At 62.4% G+C, this 17,134-nt stretch carries 12 protein-coding genes; 6 read left to right on the top strand and 6 right to left on the bottom strand.

Annotated features, from left to right (window positions below; translation table 11 throughout):
* The first annotated feature begins 121 nt into the window (after positions 1 to 121).
* The 4 genes from CWE01_RS17445 (at position 122) to CWE01_RS17430 (ending at position 2,699) form a co-directional block, all read left to right on the top strand.
* Positions 122 to 1,090: a hypothetical protein gene (locus CWE01_RS17445; RefSeq protein ID WP_100941788.1), complete on the top strand. Its 969-nt coding sequence runs from the start codon at positions 122 to 124 to the stop codon at positions 1,088 to 1,090.
* The gene (locus CWE01_RS17440) at positions 1,090 to 1,455 is read left to right on the top strand and encodes a hypothetical protein (protein ID WP_100941787.1); all 366 of its coding nucleotides are present in this window, start codon (positions 1,090 to 1,092) and stop codon (positions 1,453 to 1,455) included. Before CWE01_RS17445 ends, CWE01_RS17440 begins: the two co-directional genes overlap by 1 nt.
* Positions 1,456 to 1,608: 153 nt before the next feature.
* The gene (locus tag CWE01_RS17435) at positions 1,609 to 2,013 is read left to right on the top strand and encodes an antitoxin Xre-like helix-turn-helix domain-containing protein (protein ID WP_100941786.1); all 405 of its coding nucleotides are present in this window, start codon (positions 1,609 to 1,611) and stop codon (positions 2,011 to 2,013) included.
* On the top strand, positions 2,007 to 2,699 hold the full coding sequence (locus CWE01_RS17430) for an RES family NAD+ phosphorylase (protein ID WP_100941785.1): 693 nt from the start codon (positions 2,007 to 2,009) through the stop codon (positions 2,697 to 2,699). Before CWE01_RS17435 ends, CWE01_RS17430 begins: the two co-directional genes overlap by 7 nt.
* Before the next feature lie 141 nt (positions 2,700 to 2,840).
* Here the strand turns inward: CWE01_RS17430 and CWE01_RS17425 are convergent, their stop codons facing one another.
* The 5 genes from CWE01_RS17425 to CWE01_RS17405 all read right to left on the bottom strand — a co-directional run bounded on the left by CWE01_RS17425 (position 2,841) and on the right by CWE01_RS17405 (position 8,287).
* The gene (locus tag CWE01_RS17425; RefSeq protein WP_100941784.1) at positions 2,841 to 3,176 is read right to left on the bottom strand and encodes a DUF6124 family protein; all 336 of its coding nucleotides are present in this window, start codon (positions 3,174 to 3,176) and stop codon (positions 2,841 to 2,843) included.
* Between the two features lie 341 nt (positions 3,177 to 3,517).
* Positions 3,518 to 4,378, bottom strand: a complete 861-nt coding sequence (locus CWE01_RS17420; protein ID WP_100941783.1) for an HlyD family secretion protein — start codon at positions 4,376 to 4,378, stop codon at positions 3,518 to 3,520.
* 10 nt (positions 4,379 to 4,388) lie between these two features.
* Positions 4,389 to 4,589: a DUF1656 domain-containing protein gene (locus tag CWE01_RS17415; RefSeq protein WP_040064387.1), complete on the bottom strand. Its 201-nt coding sequence runs from the start codon at positions 4,587 to 4,589 to the stop codon at positions 4,389 to 4,391.
* Positions 4,579 to 6,765 (bottom strand): FUSC family protein, encoded by a 2,187-nt coding sequence (locus CWE01_RS17410; protein WP_100941782.1) that lies wholly within the window; start codon positions 6,763 to 6,765, stop codon positions 4,579 to 4,581. Before CWE01_RS17410 ends, CWE01_RS17415 begins: the two co-directional genes overlap by 11 nt.
* 10 nt (positions 6,766 to 6,775) lie before the next feature.
* A complete protein-coding gene (locus CWE01_RS17405; protein ID WP_100941781.1) occupies positions 6,776 to 8,287 on the bottom strand; it encodes an efflux transporter outer membrane subunit in 1,512 nt (503 codons plus the stop codon).
* A 327-nt stretch (positions 8,288 to 8,614) separates the two neighbouring features.
* Here CWE01_RS17405 and CWE01_RS17400 point away from each other — a divergent pair, with 327 nt between their 5' ends.
* Both CWE01_RS17400 and CWE01_RS17390 read left to right on the top strand, forming a co-directional pair.
* On the top strand, positions 8,615 to 9,571 hold the full coding sequence (locus CWE01_RS17400; RefSeq protein WP_100941780.1) for a LysR family transcriptional regulator: 957 nt from the start codon (positions 8,615 to 8,617) through the stop codon (positions 9,569 to 9,571).
* Between the two features lie 183 nt (positions 9,572 to 9,754).
* Complete coding sequence (locus CWE01_RS17390; protein ID WP_100941778.1) at positions 9,755 to 10,729, top strand: D-glycerate dehydrogenase; 975 nt, start codon at positions 9,755 to 9,757, stop codon at positions 10,727 to 10,729.
* A gap of 17 nt (positions 10,730 to 10,746) precedes the next feature.
* Here CWE01_RS17390 and CWE01_RS17385 read toward each other — a convergent pair whose 3' ends face one another.
* Positions 10,747 to 17,082 carry an NEL-type E3 ubiquitin ligase domain-containing protein gene (locus tag CWE01_RS17385; protein ID WP_100941777.1) on the bottom strand — a complete coding sequence of 2,112 codons (6,336 nt, stop codon included), beginning with the start codon at positions 17,080 to 17,082 and terminating at the stop codon, positions 10,747 to 10,749.
* Positions 17,083 to 17,134 lie beyond the last annotated feature (52 nt).

Raw genomic sequence — 17,134 nt, 5'->3', positions numbered from 1 at the left:
ACTGTAGGACATTTCCTATAATCAACTAAGACCTGTAGCAAATACCGAAATCGCCCTTCTTTTCGGTATTTATCTGCCCTTATATCTGATGCCATTTTTCACACATATAAGGATGTGAAGCATGGCACACGGATTCATCAATGAAAAAACCACCCATTACCCCAGCTTAAAGAGCCAGCTGTTGATGCAGCGCGGCTCACATGCACTGACCAAATTCGACACGTTCAATAGTCACCTGCGTCGCTCGATGGTGACCCCTGGGCAACTGGTGATCGTGCCCGACGACAGCACGGCGTCCTGCACCTTCGAAGAAGCCTGGCTGATGACCCGGGCACGGGAAATCGATCTGGCCTTGAGCCTCGACCCCAAGGCCGGTGTCGAGGTTCTGAACAACTATGATTTGTTACAGGGCTTGCTGGGCTATAGCTCGATTGGCATCGGCAGCACCACGGCGGCCTGGGGACGGCATTTGACTGGGGTCGAGGAAACCTTGAAGGACATCGAAAAACTGCATCAGCAGCATTTAAAAGGCGGTAGCTCGGCCAGGAGCGAGTTTATCGTCAAGCGCCAAGCCCTGTTCCAGAAGCTGGACACTCAACTCCAGGGCGTGGGCCATTACGGCACCAGCCTGCGACACAACGAGTCGATCAAGAAAATGCTCGGCATTTCCACCCAACGCTACCTGCATCGCCAGGCCATCGACGGCTATGCGCAGCGGATCAACAAGCTTGCCAGCACCTCGCGCTTTCTAAGCAAAGGCGGCTATGTGGGCATGGCCCTGGACGTTGGGGCCGCGGGATTGGCGATTCAGGAGGCGTGTTCGACGGGACGGGAGGAACAATGCAAAAAGGCGCGGTATGTGGAGGGTGGTAAAGCGGCGGGAGGGATTACGGGATCTTACTTCGGAGGGTGGCTTGGAGCCGAAGCGGGTGGAGTTATGTGTGCCGTTGGCTTGGGTGTGATCTCTGGCGGATGGGGCGCATTGAGCTGCGGAATTATCGGCGGTGCCGCAGGTGGATATGTTGGCGGAAAGATCGCCGGAGAATGGGGTGAGCGTGGCGGGCATCTGATTTATGGGGGGATAGACTGATGGCAACGTTAAAGATAGCGGCTGTTTTTCTATTCCTGTTTCTGATGTGCTTTGGTTTCGGACTATTGATCTATGTTGCGAAAACCAAGCTGGATCTTATTGAGGTCTACCTCAAGGATAATGCAGTCATGATCGGGAAGCGCCGATGGTGGGGCGGGAACTCCTACAACGACCGAATTGCCAGGACACTGGCTATCGGCTCGCTTTTAGTACTTTCGAAACTGTACATACGGCGTGGATGGCTTATCGAGCAAGAGTTGGCCCCCATCCCAATCGTCCTCAAACGCTGGATCATGGCTCCCTATTACTTGGGAATGCTGTTTTTGTCGATCTGTATCATTATTTGGGCCTGGGAACAATTTTAGTGATTTCTCCCTTCCTCATAGGGTGTGGGTGGCTCCCCGAAAGGGCCACGGGCAGGAGCCACAGCACCGCCAATCTTGGAAACGCATGAATTTGACCCACAGACTCAATATTGATATTTTTGAATCTACAGATCAACTTTAGAGGGCAAGGTCATGATAACCACCTCACCCGCCCAAGGGCTGACCAAAGCCCATGGCGTGACCGGTCTGAGAGCTGCTGTGGGCGTACTCGAAAAATGGCAGGCCTCGAGTGACCAGGCCTGTCGTATCTTGCGTATTTCCCGCAGCACCTACACCCGTGCCAAACAGCGTGATCCCGAGTGGTCCGTTGGCCTGGATGCCGACCAGATGCAACGGATCAGCTTCGTTTTGAACATCCACGCGGCCTTGCGCGGCATCTTCGATAATCCCGAGAACGTCTATGGCTTTCCGGCGATGGCGAACGATAACGAGTTTTTCAACGGACGTGCCCCGCTGGACATCATGTCCCAGGGCGACATGATCTCGCTGTACGAAACGTTTCGGCGGATTGACGCCCTGCGGGGCGCGCAATGGTGACACCCCACGATTTGCCCGTGTTGTCCGGTGAGCGCTTGCAGGCCTACCGCTTGGTCAATTCCAAGTTCCCGCCGATTGCGCTGTTCGATGACGTCGCGGACGCGGATGAATTTGAAGTGCTTTACCAGATTCAGGCCCTCACCAACCCGCGCCTGCAGAACGAGCTGGGTCGACTGGAACTGATCTCACGTGATGAGATCCCCTTCGGCATTCCCGGATGCGCCTACGCGACGGCGCCCTTCACTCACGTCAATCCGGCGGGGTCGCGGTTCAGCGATGGCAGCTTTGGCGTGCTGTACCTGGCCGATACGATGGAAACGGCACTGGCCGAGGTGCGACATCACCAGAACCACTACTGGTCGAAGGTGCGGGGCCTCAACTACGAACGTTTTGTTTTCCGGGGACTTGCCTGCCAGTTCACTGACGCGGCGATGAAAGATGCCGTCTCCATCCCACTGACAGACCCTATTTACGATCCGGATGATTACACCCATTCCCACGCATTGGGGAAGGCGATCAAGAGTGACCGATGCCCAGGACTGCGCTACCGATCCGTGCGTAATCCTGGCAACCATTGCTGGGCGCTGATGACCCCGCGCCCGCTCTCATCGATCATTCAAACCGCTCATTACGAAATGATCTGGAACGGCAAAATCACTGGCGTCAACCAGATCACCGGTGCCTGATCGTAATGGTGCAAGAAGCGGGTGTTTGTGAAGCCCCTCAAGATCGCGAAGAGGCCGGCGAGCCTTGCGCCGGTTTTGCGGACGCCATCGCCAGCAAGCCGGCTCCTACAAAATGTGTGTTTCAGGCCTGACTAATCGCTGTCAGTTCGTGACCGCCCCAGCCGGCTCATCCAACACCGAATCCACCCACCGCTGAGCCAACTCGATCAAGTGCACCACCCCCATTGCCACCTGTCGGTTGGAACCGCTCTGGTTGTCGGCATGCTCATAGGCCGTGGCCGCTGCCGATTGCAGGACGGCGTAGGCGTTGACGAGCGCGTCTTCGCGGCTTTTGGAAGGCGGCATCGGGTAAGCGCAGGGGGACTTCGGACGCTGATGCGGCCCCAGATCGTAGTGTGCGAAAGCACGGTCGGCGGCTTGGGGGTCGATGGTTTCGACGCTGGATGTTGCAGATGATTCGGGAGTGATTTTGAGCATGGTAGAGAAAGCTCCAAGTGCATGTCTGAGAGCCTAGTTACACATCGAGCTGCTAAACCCGGTCACTGAATGGGCAGTGACGAAATCAAGCCTAGTCGCGCAATCAGGCACAAACAAGCGCCCGGGATTTTCTAGGAAGTTTCACTCAAGGGAAAGCGAGTTGTCTTGCTCGCCTGTGATGGGGAGGCCTGTCGCCGAATTCTTTAGCGCTCTGCAGGGCCCCTTCGCGGGCAAGCCCTGCTCCTACAGTAAGCTGTCGTTCACCGATCTTGTGTACGACACAACCCTGTAGGAGCAGGCGGTTCGGCGTCCCGACTTGCCCGCGAAGCTCTTGGCGATCGTCACGCCCCCGCCGGCTTGACGATCACCGTGCAGGTAATCCCCGCCGCCAACAGCACCCCGTCCGGCACCTGGTCGATATGAATCCGCACCGGCACCCGCTGGGCCAGACGCACCCAGTTGAACGTCGGGTTCACATCCGCGATCAGTTCACGGCTCTCAGGGTTGTCACGGTCATAGATACCCCGCGAGATACTCTCCACATGCCCCTTGAGCACCTGGCCGCTCATCAGTTGCATATCCGCCGGATCACCCACCTGGAGATGCGGCAACTTGGTCTCTTCGAAGAAGCCATACACCCAGAACGAGTTCATATCGACCACCGCCATCTTCGCCTCGCCGATCCGCGCGTAGTCGCCACGGTGCACGTTGAGGTTGGTGACGTAGCCGTCCACCGCCGCCCGCACTTCAGTGCGGGACAGGTTCAACTGCGCCGCCTCCAGCTGCGCCTGGGCCTGCTGGTAGTCGGCCAGGGCCGCGTCGGCGGTGTTGCTGGCGTCGTCGCGGCTTTCCTTGGAGATCACCAGGTTGTCCAGGTCGGCGCGGCGATGGGCGTTGAGCTTGCGCATCTCCCAGGTGGCCTTGCGCGAATCCACCAGCGACTGCGCCTGCTTGACCGCAATCCGGTAGTGCTCGGGGTCGATGCGCATCAGCAGGTCGCCCTTTTTCACCACCTGGTTATCCCGGACCGGCACGTCCACCACTTCGCCGGTGACGTCCGCCGCGACGTTGATGATGTCGGCACGCACCCGGCCATCGCGGGTCCAGGGGGTTTCCATGTACTGGACCCACAGGACCCGGCCGATCCAGATCGCCAGGGCCAGGACCAGCAAGGTGGCAATCAGGCTGAAAAGCTTTTTCATCAGGTCGTTCTCAACGGTAGACAGTGAGCGCCAAGGCGCCGAACAAACAGCAGAACAGGCTCAGGCGCAACAGCGCCGGGTGCCAGAAAAAACGGTACAGGTCATGGCTGGCGATAAAGCGGTCCAGCGCCCAGCCGAGCCCGGCCGCGATCAGGAACATCAGGGTCATGGTCGGCATATAGACGCCGTGGAAAGCGATTTCACGGGGCATGGGAGTTTCCTTGTGCACGGCCCAGCTCGGCCAGCGGGGATTGCGGGTCCAGCAACGAGGTGCGGATAAAGTGCAGATAGCTCTGCACCCGGCGCAGGGCCGAGGTGTCGAAGTGCCGGGCAAAGGGTTCGTCGGTGGCCTGGACCCGGCTGATGGCGTGGTCCACCGCCACCAGCCCACGCTCCAGATTGCTCGCGTTGGGCTGGATAAACAGGCGCATCAGCGCCCGCCCCATGACCCGGATCGATTGGCGCCACGGCTGGGATTCGGCATAGGCCGGGTGCACCGGCAAAATCGCCTGTTCCTTGCGCAGCTCGATAATCGCGTGGCCGACTTCCAGCACCACGAACATCCAGCGCAACAGTTGGCTCTGCACTTTCGGCTGCCGGGCCGCCAGGCCATAGGCCTGGTGCAGCAGGTCGCGGGTGCCGCTTTCGAAGGTCGAACCGAGGCCCTTGAGCTTGCCGCTGATGGCGAACACCACCTGTTCGCGCAGGTCCTGCTCCAGCCTGCGCCACAGCCAGCGGCTGTTGGGCGGCAGGATGATCGCCCCCGCCGCCGCGCAGACCAGCATGCCAATGACCATGCCGATGTAGTCGTTGATAAAGGCATAGGGGTTGTAGACCGTCAGGTTGTCCGGCACCGAGCCGATGCTGAAAAAGATCAGCAGGCCCAGGCCGACGCCCGCATAAGCCGGGCGCGAGGCGAGGAAGGCGCCGAACACGATCACCGGCGCGAGCGTCAGGCACAGCAACGCAAAGCCGTCGATGTAGGGGAAGACGAAGAACATCTCGACAAAGCCGATCAGCGCCCCGAGCAAGGTTCCGCAGGCCATCTGGAACGCCATGCGCTTGGGATTCGGCGTGGCCGCCGCCAGGCCGACCGTGGCCGCGGCGACCAGGGTCATGGTCGCCCCGCTCGGCCAGGCGGTTGCCACCCAGTAGCTGCCGAGCACGATCAGCACGAACGCGGCGCGAATCCCCGAGGCCGAGGCCGCCAGCCAGTTGGTTTTCGGCACATAGGGCTCGTCCCACTGTTCGCGTTCGTGGTGGTGATCGGCCAGGGACGCGTGGGTCAGGGCGTAGCTGTGCAGTTCTTCGACGAAGCGATAGAGCAATTCGTAGGCGGTGTGGAAATCCAGCAGATCGGCTTCGCTCGGAGCGCTTTGCAGGAAACTCGCCCGCAGGCTGCGCACCTGCTCCGGCAGCCCCAGTTTGTAGTCGGCCAGGCGGGTCGCCAGGCGCTGGGCATCGGCGTCGGTCAGGGCGCGTCCGGCAAAGTCGTCGAGCAGTTCACCCAGCCCCGGAAAGCCCGGTTCGATGGCCGCCAACACCTGCGTCCGACCCCGGCTGCGCAGGCGTTCGAGCAGTTGATGCAGGGCGTTGAAGCGGGTGGTCAGGGTCATGAACTCGCTGTTCAGGCGGTTGAGCCGGCCATTGCGGCGACGCATGTGCGGGTCTTCGAACACCGTGACACTGCGCAGGCCCTCAAGCCCCACCGCCTGGGCGATAAAACCGATATTGGCGCTTTCAAACGCCGCGCTGGCATGGGGACCGCGCAGGCCGCTGCTGACAAATCCGGCAAACACGCCGAAGCGTTGGTAGAGCGCATTGCGCATGGCCGCACTGGAGGTTTGCGGCAGGATCGCGGCGCTGACGAAGGTCGAGCAGAGAATGCCCAGGGAGATTTCCAGCACCCGCCACACCGCGGCCATAAAGGCGCCTTCCGGATGGGCCAGGGCCGGCAGGCCGACCATCGCGGCGGTGTAGCCGGCGAGGACAAAACCGTAGGCGCGAAAGTTGCGGTTGCGCGCCGCGCCCGCCGAACAGAGGCCGACCCAGATCGCCAGCGCGCCGAGGAACAGTTCGGTGTACTGGGCGAACAGGGCGATCAGCGCGACCATCACCGCCGATCCGGCCAGGGTGCCGAGAAAGCGGTAGAAACTCTTGGCGAACACGTGGCCGCTCTGCGGCTGCATGACGATAAACACGGTGATCATCGCGGTACGCGGCTGCGGCAATTCCAGGCGCATGGCCAGCCACAGTGTCAGGAACGCGGCGGCCAGGACCTTGAAGATATAGATCCAGGTCACGCCGTCGCTACGGGCCCAGTCAAAGAAGCCGCGACGCCATTCCAGGGAGTACAGCCAACGCACCGGGGCGGGCAAGGGAGTCATGACGCGGTTCTCAGTGATCGAAGGCGGCCAGCACGGCCGGAGGTTTGTTCGCCACGGTGCGTTTCTCGGCCGGCACGTCGTTGCCCGCGCCCAGCCCGCCACCCAGTTCGGTGACCAGTTCGGCATGGGCACTCAGGCGCGCGGCCTGGACCTGCTGTTCGACCTGCTGCTGGTGGAACAGCAGGGTCTGGGCGTTGAGCACATTGAGGTAGTCGGTCAGGCCACGTTGGTAGGCAACCATCGCAATGTCGTAGGTTTTCTGCGCCGAGGCCACGGACTGGGCGGCGAACACCTGCTGTTTGTCCAGGGACTCGCGGCGGATCAACTGGTCGGAAATGCCCTTGAGGGCGTTGACCAGGGTCTGGTTGTATTTCGCCACGGCGAGGTCATAACCCGCCGCCGCTTCGCCCAGTTCAGCGCGCAGGCGACCGCCGTCGAAGATCGGCAGGGACACCGCCGGGCCAACGCCGTAGTTGAATTTCTTGCCGGTGAGAAACGCCAGCATGCCGCCGCCGGTGGCCATGTAGCCGAGGTTGCCGACCAGGTCGATGTTGGGATAGAAGCCGGCGTGGGCGACATCGATGCCACGGGCCTGGGCCGCCACTTGCCAGCGACTGGCGACCACGTCCGGGCGCTGGCCGAGCAGTTGCGCGGGCAGTGCCGAGGGCAGTTTCAAGGCGGTGTGCAGGGACAGCGACGGACGTTGCAGACGCGCGCCCTCCCCCGGGCCGACGCCGGCCAGGGCTGCCAGTTGGTTGCGGCTCAGGGCGATCTCTTCGTCCAGCGCATCGATCTGGCGATGGGTTTCCGGCAGCGGCGTCTCGGCCTGGCTGACTTCGAAATGGGTGCCGATCCCGCCATTCAGGCGTTTCTGCGCCAGGTCGAGAATCTGCATCTGCTGCTTGAGGGTGGCCTCGACGATATCGCGCTCGGCGTACTGCAACGACAGCTGGATATAGCTGTGCACGATGTTGTTCTGCAATTCGAGCCGGGCCTGGCGGGCTTCGGCGACGCTCATATGGGCGAGGTCGACGGCCCGTTCGCTGGCATTGCTTTCGCGACCCCAGAGATCCAGGGAATAGCTCAGGCCCAGCCCGGCGTTATTGTCCCAGGTGGTGGTGCTGGCCAGTTCGCCGGGGCCATAGAACTGATCGTTGGCCCAGTTGTGCCGTTTGAGCGCGGCATCACCCTTGATCTGCACCGACTCGGCGGACTCGGCCAAGCCGGCCATGGCCCGGGCCTGGCGCACGCGGGCGGCGGCCATGGCCAGGCTCGGGCTGCCTTGCACGGCGCGGTCGATCCACTGGTCGAGCTGGCGGTCGCCATAGGCCTGCCACCATTGCGCCGCCGGCCAGTGCGCATCGTGTTCGGCGCTCTGGATCGCGGCATCGGTCAGCAGGGTGTTGGCGGCCAGGGTCTGGCCCTGTGGGGCAATACCTCCGGTTCCGATGCAGCCGCTGATGGTCAAGGATAAGGCCCAAACACTGAGAGTCTTCAGCTCTCTGCTGATGCGACGCGGCACTGCTGCAAATTCCTGGAGTGGGGGGAGAAGCGGTTTCCTGTGGGCACGGGGTTCGCCACGACACCGTCCTGTAGGAGCATGGCTTGCCAGCGAAGGGGCCCTTGAGGCCGCCAAAAGCTTCGCGGGCAAGCCCTGCTCCTACAGTTATGAGATGTTCTTGGGATCGGGGGGGGACACAGGTCGGCGCAATTCTAGAGGGCGGCCGGTAAGCCGATAAGAGGGGGTTTCTGTGAATCTTTGTTACCGTTAACGCGATAATCCCTTGGTCGAATGCCCTTCACACCGTTACTTCGTGTCACAATTTGCCGTCACTCCAGAGAGCACCCCATGGACACTTTGCAAAATATGCGCGCCTTCAGTTGCGTGGCCGAGGCCGGCAGTTTTACCGCCGCCGCCGTGCAACTGGACACCACGACGGCCAACGTCTCGCGCGCGGTCTCGGCTCTTGAGGCCCACCTGCAAACCCGCCTGCTCAACCGCACCACCCGGCGCATCGCCCTGACCGAGGCCGGCAAGCGTTATCTGCTGCGTTGCGCGCAGATCCTGGCCTATGTCGAGGAAGCCGAAGCCGAGGCCAGTGACGCCCATGCGCGCCCGGCCGGGCAGTTGAAAGTGCACTCGATGACCGGGGTCGGCCAGCATTTCGTGATCGATGCCATCGCCCGTTATCGCAAGACCCATCCGGACGTGACCTTCGACCTGACCCTGGCCAACCGCGTGCCGGACCTGCTCGACGAGGGCTACGACGTGTCCATCGTGCTGGCCAGCGAGTTGCCGGATTCGGGGTTTGTCTCGCAACGCCTGGGGATCACCTACAGCATCGTCTGTGCCTCGCCGGCCTATGTGAAAGCCAACGGCTGCGCGCAGCGGCCCAGCGACCTGCTCAACCATGCCTGTCTGCGCCTGGTGAGCCCGGTGATCGCCCTCGACCGCTGGGCCTTCGATGGCCCGGATGGCCAGGAAGCGGTGAACATTGCGACCTCGCCATTTCTGGTCAACTCCGCCGATGCGATGAAGGCGGCGATCACCAGCGGCATGGGGGTTGGCGTGTTGCCGGTGTATGCGGCGATCGAGGGGCTGCGTAATGGAAGCCTGGTGCGGATGATGCCCAGCTATCGGTCCCAGGAGCTGAATGTGTATGCGATCTATCCGTCGCGGCAGTATCTGGATGCGAAGATCAAGACCTGGGTCGAGCACTTGCGCAGTACATTGCCGGAAATCCTCGCGGGCCATCAGGCCGAGTTGGCGGCGTATGAGTTGAAAAACGTGCGTATCGCCAACTGAATGTTGTTGTAGGAGCGAGCTAGCTCGCGATGGGCGTCAACGATAACGCGGGGCATCTGATACCCCGCGGTGTCTGGACCACCATCGCGAGCAAGCTCGCTCCTACAAAGTCAGAATCCACCGCACAAATCCGGCGAAAAATGATAGCGTGCTTGGTATTCCCGTCGTTCGATGAGCCCTGCGATGAAAAAGACCGTACTCGCCTTCAGCCGCGTCACCCCCGCCATGATCGAGCAACTGCGCCAAGACTTCGAAGTCATCGTCCCGGATCCCAAGCTCGGTGATCTCAACGCCCAGTTTGACGAAGCCCTGCCCCACGCCCACGGCCTGATCGGTGTCGGTCGCAAGCTCGGGCGCGCCCAGTTGGAAAACGCCGCCAAGCTCGAAGTCGTCTCCAGTGTCTCGGTCGGCTACGACAACTATGACGTGGCCTACTTCAACGAACGCGGGATCATGCTCACCAACACCCCCGACGTCCTTACCGAAAGCACCGCCGACCTGGGCTTCGCCCTGCTGATGAGCAGCGCCCGCCGGGTCGCCGAGCTGGACGCCTGGACCAAGGCCGGGCAGTGGCAGGCCAGTGTCGGCCCGGCCCTGTTCGGCGGCGACATACACGGCAAGACCCTGGGTATCGTCGGCATGGGCAATATCGGCGCCGCCGTGGCCCGCCGTGGTCACCTCGGCTTCAACATGCCGATTCTCTACAGCGGCAACAGCCGCAAGCCGGAACTCGAACAGCAACTCGGCGCGCAGTTCCGCAGCCTCGACGCCCTGCTGGCCGAGTCCGACTTCGTGGTGCTGGTGGTGCCCTTGAGCGACAAGACCCGCCATCTGATCAGCCATCGCGAACTGGGCCTGATGAAGTCGGACGCGATCCTGGTGAACATTTCCCGTGGCCCGGTGGTGGACGAGCCGGCGCTGATTCAGGCCCTGCAAAACGGCACGATTCGCGGCGCCGGCCTGGACGTCTACGAGAAGGAACCCCTGGCCGAGTCGCCGTTGTTCCAACTGAAGAACGCCGTGACCCTGCCGCATATCGGCTCTGCCACTCACGAAACCCGCGAGGCCATGGCCAATCGGGCGCTGGCCAACCTGCGCAGCGCCTTGTTGGGCGAGCGCCCGCGCGACCTGGTCAATCCCCAGGTCTGGAAAGGCTGAGCGAACACCGGGCCCGGCTAATCCTGCCGGGCCTCGAGGTCTACCCGGAAAAGCCTGGGCAAGGCCTGGCGCGTGAGGATACGCAGCCAATTCTCACGCCGCCTCAGGTACTCACCCTGCAACGCTTCGCCACGGTTCTTGTAGTCCTGCGTCGTCTCGCCTTCCAACGGTTCATAGTCGAAGAACTCGCCAAAGAGCCGATCGTGCTCGCTGATATGGCTGTTCTTGAGGAACGCCTGCCAATGACGGTTGCCCATCAAAATACTGTCCAGCCCTTGCGCCGCTTCGACCTCCAGGACGAGATGGCGCATGGACTCGACCGCCCTGGGATCAACGGCCCTGGGCACCATGTCGTCAAGAAACAGCGACGGCAGGTGAAGATCGCCGAGCTGGGAGGCATACCCCCGAAAACGCTCCTCCGGGTACTGGACGTTCTGTCTGAACACCTCATTGTGCAAGGTAAAAAAGCGGAACTCTCCCCGGGCCAGGACAAAGACCCTCAGTTCCCTCTCGCTCACCTCGGCCTGACTGCGCGCGAACGCATAAAACGCCTCCAACTGCAGTTGCCTGAAAATCTCAAAGGCGGACGAGTCCCCCAGCCCACCGTAGTGAACGATATCGAATAGCCGGGTGCGCAACTCCGGATCCCGTGCCGCCAAGGAGAGGACGTACTGCAGATGGTCGATCAGGTTTTCGCGAATCGTCTCCTTGCTCTCCAGATACAGTTCGGGAAGCTTGGCCAACTCGCGAAAAAAACCCAGGAACTCCTCCCCCGAGGCGGCGGACAAGCGATGCCAGGCATCCGCAAGCGCATCGTCGCGGCTGGCGGACCGCCCCCATAACCACAGATCGAGCCCATCCAGTTCAGGCACATCAAAGCCGAAACGGCTATCGGGATGACTCAATTTGAAATATTGAAGGCGTCGCCGCGCGTTGCCCGAAAGCGGATTGTTGGTCAGCGCAACCGCTACCGGTTCAGCATTCTCGGGCCTGGAGGCCGCAAACCCGCTGAGAACCCGCCCCGAAATGTTCCGAATGCGGTTACCGCTCAAGTTGGCAAAGGTCAGTTGATACAGCTGCTCGATCCCGGCAGGCAGGTTTTCTATCTGGGTATTGTGCAGATCCAGTTTTCTCAGCAAATGCAGTTCGTCGAGAACGGGTGGATGCCCCAGCGGATTGTCACTCAGGTCCAGTTGCAGCAGTTCGCTCATGCTGGCCAGGCGCTGATGACCGCCCCGGGGAAAGACAATGCGGTTATGCGCCAGTTTCAGCCTGCGTAGCTCACGCATCGAGCCCTCCAATACAGGAAAGTCGGACAGGCGATTGTGGGACAGATCCAGTTCCTGCAACGACACGAACTGACGCAGGAACTGGTCGAGAAACACTGGCGCCTCGATCTTCATACTGCGCATCGACAAGCGCGTAACGTGGGAAAAGTCGGCCACCCTGGGAAACAACGGAAAACGACTGACCTCCAGGCGGTCCAGGCTCAGCAGGTAACCGGACTCTCCACTGTTTTGCGCGGGGGCGCGCAAGGTTTCCCGGCGCCAACACTGCTTGATGCGTTTGGCGAACTGATACAAATGCGCCCGTGATTCACCGTTATACCTTGTCTGGCGCCAGCGCTTGAGATCGCCTCGGAGTGCGTCCAACTCCCGATCGCGTTGACGGATCACCCCATCACGACTGGCGAAATCCTCGCCCAGCAGTGCCAACTGCCGAGACGCTTCGGCATAGGAATAGCCCGAATACAGGCCTCTGAAGCGCTTCAATTGCCGATTGTGCCGCCCTTCACCGCCACTCAGTTCATAGCCGATCCGGCCATCGGCCAGACGCCGGGGCGGCACGAAGCCGGGGATCTCGGGGCGCATGCCCAACAAGCGTTTCGCGCGTCCACGGTCGCCGACCGCCACACCCGCCAGGTCTCGGCGCAGTTGGCTGGCCAGCCCGCTGGGCACCAGCGCCCTGCGCGCGGGCTCCGGCAACGCGGCCATTATCGAGGGAATCAGGTTGCGACTCACCGGGCGCAGGCCATTGCCCTGGCCGGTGGCAGGTCCATAGCCTTCAGCGGACTTGACGATCACTGCCCGCTGGGACGCCTCGGCACTGCCCAGGCTGTCGAGCAGCGCCCCCGAAGCCGAGCTCTCGCGGACCTCGATGCGCAAGTCGGCCGGCCATCCCGGCAGATGTTCGAGCAGATGCAAGGCCAGCCGGTCGTTGTCGCCATTGATCAGGCTGTCGACCTGAAAACCTTCCAGCGCCCGACCGAGCCGGACATCCTGAATCCACCAGCGTGCCTCTTGCCCCAGCGCCAGGGGCAGCTTGCCGGTTTCCATCTCGCGGAGCTGCGGGTCATCGGCCTGCTCGACGATCTCCCGGGCCACCCGCTCCGACAGGCTGGGAAACAGTCGGCGAATCAGCGCCGTCGAGGGATCGCTGTCGGGCTCCCGGGCCCGCTCAAGCGCATTACCCAGCAGGGCCTTGAGGCCCCGCGCATCCTCCCTGACTTTTTCGTTAAGCGCCTGCACCCGGCTCGCTTCATCCCGTTCGCTGTCACCGAAGAGTTCGAGGCGTTCCGGCTCGTTCAGCTGTTCAAGCGCCCGGCGCAGTACCGGGTCGAGCGTGCCGGTGCTGCCCAGCCGATCGAGGCTGTCGCCGACACGCACATGACTGTCCACCCGCTGCAACGTATCCATCAGCAGGCCCGGCGCCCGCGAACGGGTCACATGCACCTTGCGCAGCTGGTCCTCACTGACATCACAGATCGCCATCAATTGCCGCGCCAGCTCATCGGATGGCCGCGCCGCCTGCTCACCCAGGCGCCGAAACAGCTTCAGCCCCTCCCATTCCAGCGGCTGCTCCTGCTCATGCCACCAGGCACCGGCGCCGTTGTGTTCCAGCTCAAGCCGGTAAGCCCCGGGCAAGCGCGGATGCTCGATGCCCCAGTCGTCGAAGAGCGGATGCTGGTCGACCGCGAACAGCCCGTCATCCAGGGGCAGCCAGGCCTTGTCCTGCCAGCGATACAGCCCCAATGGGTCGGGCTCCAGTTCGACGGGCAGCTCAACGGGTTGCCGGTAGGCGTGCGCCGAATCGTGCCAGGGCCGTATATCACCGTCAGCGGTGCGCCGGTCCGTCAGGGCGTCCCCCGCCTCGCGGCGCAATCGCCCGGCATTGTCCGCCGTCGCATCGTTGATCCCCAGGCGGATCTGATCGTTACGGTTCAATGCGCTGTTGAACGCCTTGTAGAAGTTGTCAGCGCCCTCGGGGACCGGGCGTTCAGATTGGCTGAGGGTATCGAATACCGTATAACGCCCCTGCCCGTGGTGGCGCAGCACGACCCGCTTGCCCGCCGGGTCCGCGGCCACCGGCGCGACGGTTTGTCCGGGCCTGACCTCGCTGATCTCCAGGGTCATCCCGAGTTTTTGCCCGAGCAGCGCCGCCATGCCTTCACGGGCCCAGGCATCCGTCGAGGCGTTCCAGGCCCGGCGGTGATAGATGCCATCGAGGGACTGTTCCAGGCTCAGGCTTCTGGCCGCTTGTCGGAGTGCACGCCGAGCACCTTCGGGTAACAGGCCCGAGCTCATGAACCCGGCCCGTTCGGCGCTCGACAATGACTGGCCGCGCCACCATTCGGCAACCCGCGCGGGGGACAGGTCTGGATGCAGGGTCAGGGTCTGTTCGAGCAACGCCGGGCGCGGCGTGCTCGCCACCGGGAGAAACCGGCGCAGACCCGGCGCCAGCTCCGCCCGCTCGGACTTCAGCCGCCCCGGATAACGGCTCAGGGCTTCGAACAGCTGGCCTCTCTCACGAATGACAAGATCAACCACCCGCCGCCTGAGGATAACGGCCCTGCTCGAAAACGCCTGGTTGGGCGCAAGGGGTCGGCTCAGTGCCGCATCGCTCGGCAAGAGTCCGAGAATCAAACCCACCGGCCCCAGGTCGTGATCGGCGATAGCCGCAGGCGCACCGTGATCCACATAGCCGCCATCCGCCAGACGGCGTATCGAAACACGCTGGCCATGTTCGGCCAGCGTGTCCTTTTTCCCGTAGGCCTCCAGCAGTACGCCCTCCTGGTCATGAATACTCAGGGCCAGGTCGTCCGGCCAGTCCGGCAATTGCGTCAACGCCGAGAACAGCGCCCGGTCGCCGTCCTCGGGCAACGGCAGCCGCGACGCCAGCGGTGCGCTCAAGGTCTGCAGGGCGCGTTCGGTGTTGTGCCGTTTGACCGTGTCGACCAGCGCGGCCGGCGCCGGCTCACCCTTCCAGACCTGCTGGAGGGTCTGTGAGGTGGTCCCGCTGATCCGGTTCAAGCGGGTGAGCTCGCGACTCGTCAAAGGCCCCCCGGGCAACAGTCGTTCGCCCAGTTGACTCAGGGTCGGCGGCTCGGGGTTGTCCAGCGCCAGTTGCCAATGCTGCAACTGCGGGTTGAAGTTCACCGCCGGTCGGAATACGCTGGGGTCCGGATGCACCAGGGTGTGTTCCCTGGAGACGGGATCGTAGGCCAGCTCGAACGCCTGCCGTTCGCCCTCGACCAGAAATTCGCCGTATCGCTTGCCCCCCCATTCGATCACTCCTGACTCCCGGACCGATTCGCCATGCAACAGGCCGATTTTCACGCTGACATAACGGTCCAGCCGGGAGGCCCAGAGGGTATGCTTGCCCGCCACCTGGATCCGGTGCACGGCGCCCAGGCAACCCTGCAGTTCCCGGTGACGGCGTATCGACCATTTCACCGCATGGCGATGAAGGCCCGCGCTGATCAACAGATTGCCGATATCGACGACGGACTGCGCCAGTTGCTCGGGTCGCCCTTTCGCCGCTTCCGTCAGTCCCTGGATAAAGTTGTAGCCCAGGCTCCCGAACAAGGCGATCTGCACGACCCGGCCCATGCCCCGCAGCCCTCCCGGCACCGGCAACAGCAACAGGCCGAGCACTTCATCGAGGACCGCACTGGCGCCTTCGATGAACGCACGCCAATCCTGCACCGAGCGTTCGACCGCCAGTTCGTTGAGGTTCTGCCGGTCACGTTGCAGGTAGTAGTCTCTCAACGCCTGCGCGGGCGTGGTCGTCAGCGCCTGGTACTTCCACTTGAGTGTTTCGAGCACCGGCGCCGGAAACGCCCAATGGAAGGCATCGTAAAGCCCGCTGGTCACCGCGTTCAGCCCTTCCGGTCGTGGATGCTCGGTGACGATATCGCGCACCACGGCCTGCTGCTTGATGCTCAATGGCGCCAGGAACCAATTGAGGCGCTTTTGCGCATTGTCGTCCTTGAGTTGCTGCTTGAACTCGGTCTCGAAGGTTGACGTGTCGGCGTGATAACGCAACGCACCGCCCAGGCGGTTCGGGTAGTAACTGAAAACCCCGTCGAAGCGCTCGATTTCGAAGGTGAACAACGGCAGTTCGAGAAAACTGGAGATCACGTCGCTCTCGCCGAAAAGCGCCTTGCCCAGTTGATAGGAGAGGTTGACCTTTTTCAGGATGACGACGACTTCGTTGTCCGGCAGCCGGATCGATACGGCCTTCACCGTCACGGTCTCCGGCGCGCGCCACAAGGCATGACGCAGGATCGTGAAAGGTGCATTGGTGACCCCAGTGGACGCGCCATTGCGATAAGCCTCGTAGGGATTGAACAACAGCTCGGCCCGGGCCATCTGTTCCAGGTGCTGGCCCAGCACGCCACCGTCACCCAACGCCTTGTCCACCCGCGCCTTGAGATCACGTCCGAGATCCAGGTCGCGGGCGATGTTCACGAAGTCGTGGATCGGCATCATGCCGACCTGGATGATGTCATCGGGCGCAAATCCCCATTGATAGCCGGGACCGGGCCGCTCATTGATCCAACTGGCACGCACCCGGTCGGAGTTGAACAGCTCGCCGAAGCCGAAGTTGAGGCAGGCCGCCTGCCAGAGCGACAGACTGTAGACATGGGCCAGGGGTGCGTTGGCGTCATAAGCCCGCTTGTTGCGTTGGCCGGGTACCCAACCGCTGTCCTTGAACTCCATGTGCAGGGTATGGATGTAGGTCTTGCGGGGGTCCAGGTCGCGCCCGGTGCTTTCGCGCAAGGCTTCACGCAGGCGCTTGAGCCCGTCCTGCTCAAAGGCGCCGCCGAGCTTGCGATTCTCGGTTTCGACAGCCTCGGTCATTTTGCTGAGGTAGCGGAACGCGCTGGCATAGGTCAGCCGCTCGACCTCGTTCAGGGGGCCCATCGCCGCGGCGGAAACGGACTGCAGATGATTGCCGATGTCTGCGAATCGCCAACTCTTGCGCGAGTGCACAAAGCGTTGCTGCTCCTCGATAAGCGCTTGGGTCTCAAGCTCGACAGCGGGGTCGGGAAGGGGGTGGGAATCGTCCATGGCTGCTCTTTTCATTACTGGAAAAGCCCAGCCTAGCCCCCCCTTCCCGGGC

It is taken from the genome of Pseudomonas sp. QS1027, from assembly GCF_002814235.1.
Taxonomy (GTDB): domain Bacteria; phylum Pseudomonadota; class Gammaproteobacteria; order Pseudomonadales; family Pseudomonadaceae; genus Aquipseudomonas.
The sequence above is the reverse complement of the archived record's forward strand: the minus strand, read 5'-3'. Positions and strand labels throughout refer to the sequence as shown.

Excerpts from the sequence above, each read along its gene's own strand:
- CWE01_RS17445 (WP_100941788.1), top strand. The coding sequence starts at position 122 with ATGGCACACGGATTCATCAATGAAAAAACCACCCATTACCCCAGCTTA.
- CWE01_RS17440 (WP_100941787.1), top strand. The coding sequence starts at position 1,090 with ATGGCAACGTTAAAGATAGCGGCTGTTTTTCTATTCCTGTTTCTGATG.
- CWE01_RS17435 (WP_100941786.1), top strand. The coding sequence starts at position 1,609 with ATGATAACCACCTCACCCGCCCAAGGGCTGACCAAAGCCCATGGCGTG.
- CWE01_RS17430 (WP_100941785.1), top strand. The coding sequence starts at position 2,007 with ATGGTGACACCCCACGATTTGCCCGTGTTGTCCGGTGAGCGCTTGCAG.
- CWE01_RS17425 (WP_100941784.1), bottom strand. The coding sequence starts at position 3,176 with ATGCTCAAAATCACTCCCGAATCATCTGCAACATCCAGCGTCGAAACC.
- CWE01_RS17420 (WP_100941783.1), bottom strand. The coding sequence starts at position 4,378 with ATGAAAAAGCTTTTCAGCCTGATTGCCACCTTGCTGGTCCTGGCCCTG.
- CWE01_RS17415 (WP_040064387.1), bottom strand. The coding sequence starts at position 4,589 with ATGCCCCGTGAAATCGCTTTCCACGGCGTCTATATGCCGACCATGACC.
- CWE01_RS17410 (WP_100941782.1), bottom strand. The coding sequence starts at position 6,765 with ATGACTCCCTTGCCCGCCCCGGTGCGTTGGCTGTACTCCCTGGAATGG.
- CWE01_RS17400 (WP_100941780.1), top strand. The coding sequence starts at position 8,615 with ATGGACACTTTGCAAAATATGCGCGCCTTCAGTTGCGTGGCCGAGGCC.
- CWE01_RS17390 (WP_100941778.1), top strand. The coding sequence starts at position 9,755 with ATGAAAAAGACCGTACTCGCCTTCAGCCGCGTCACCCCCGCCATGATC.
- CWE01_RS17385 (WP_100941777.1), bottom strand. The coding sequence starts at position 17,082 with ATGGACGATTCCCACCCCCTTCCCGACCCCGCTGTCGAGCTTGAGACC.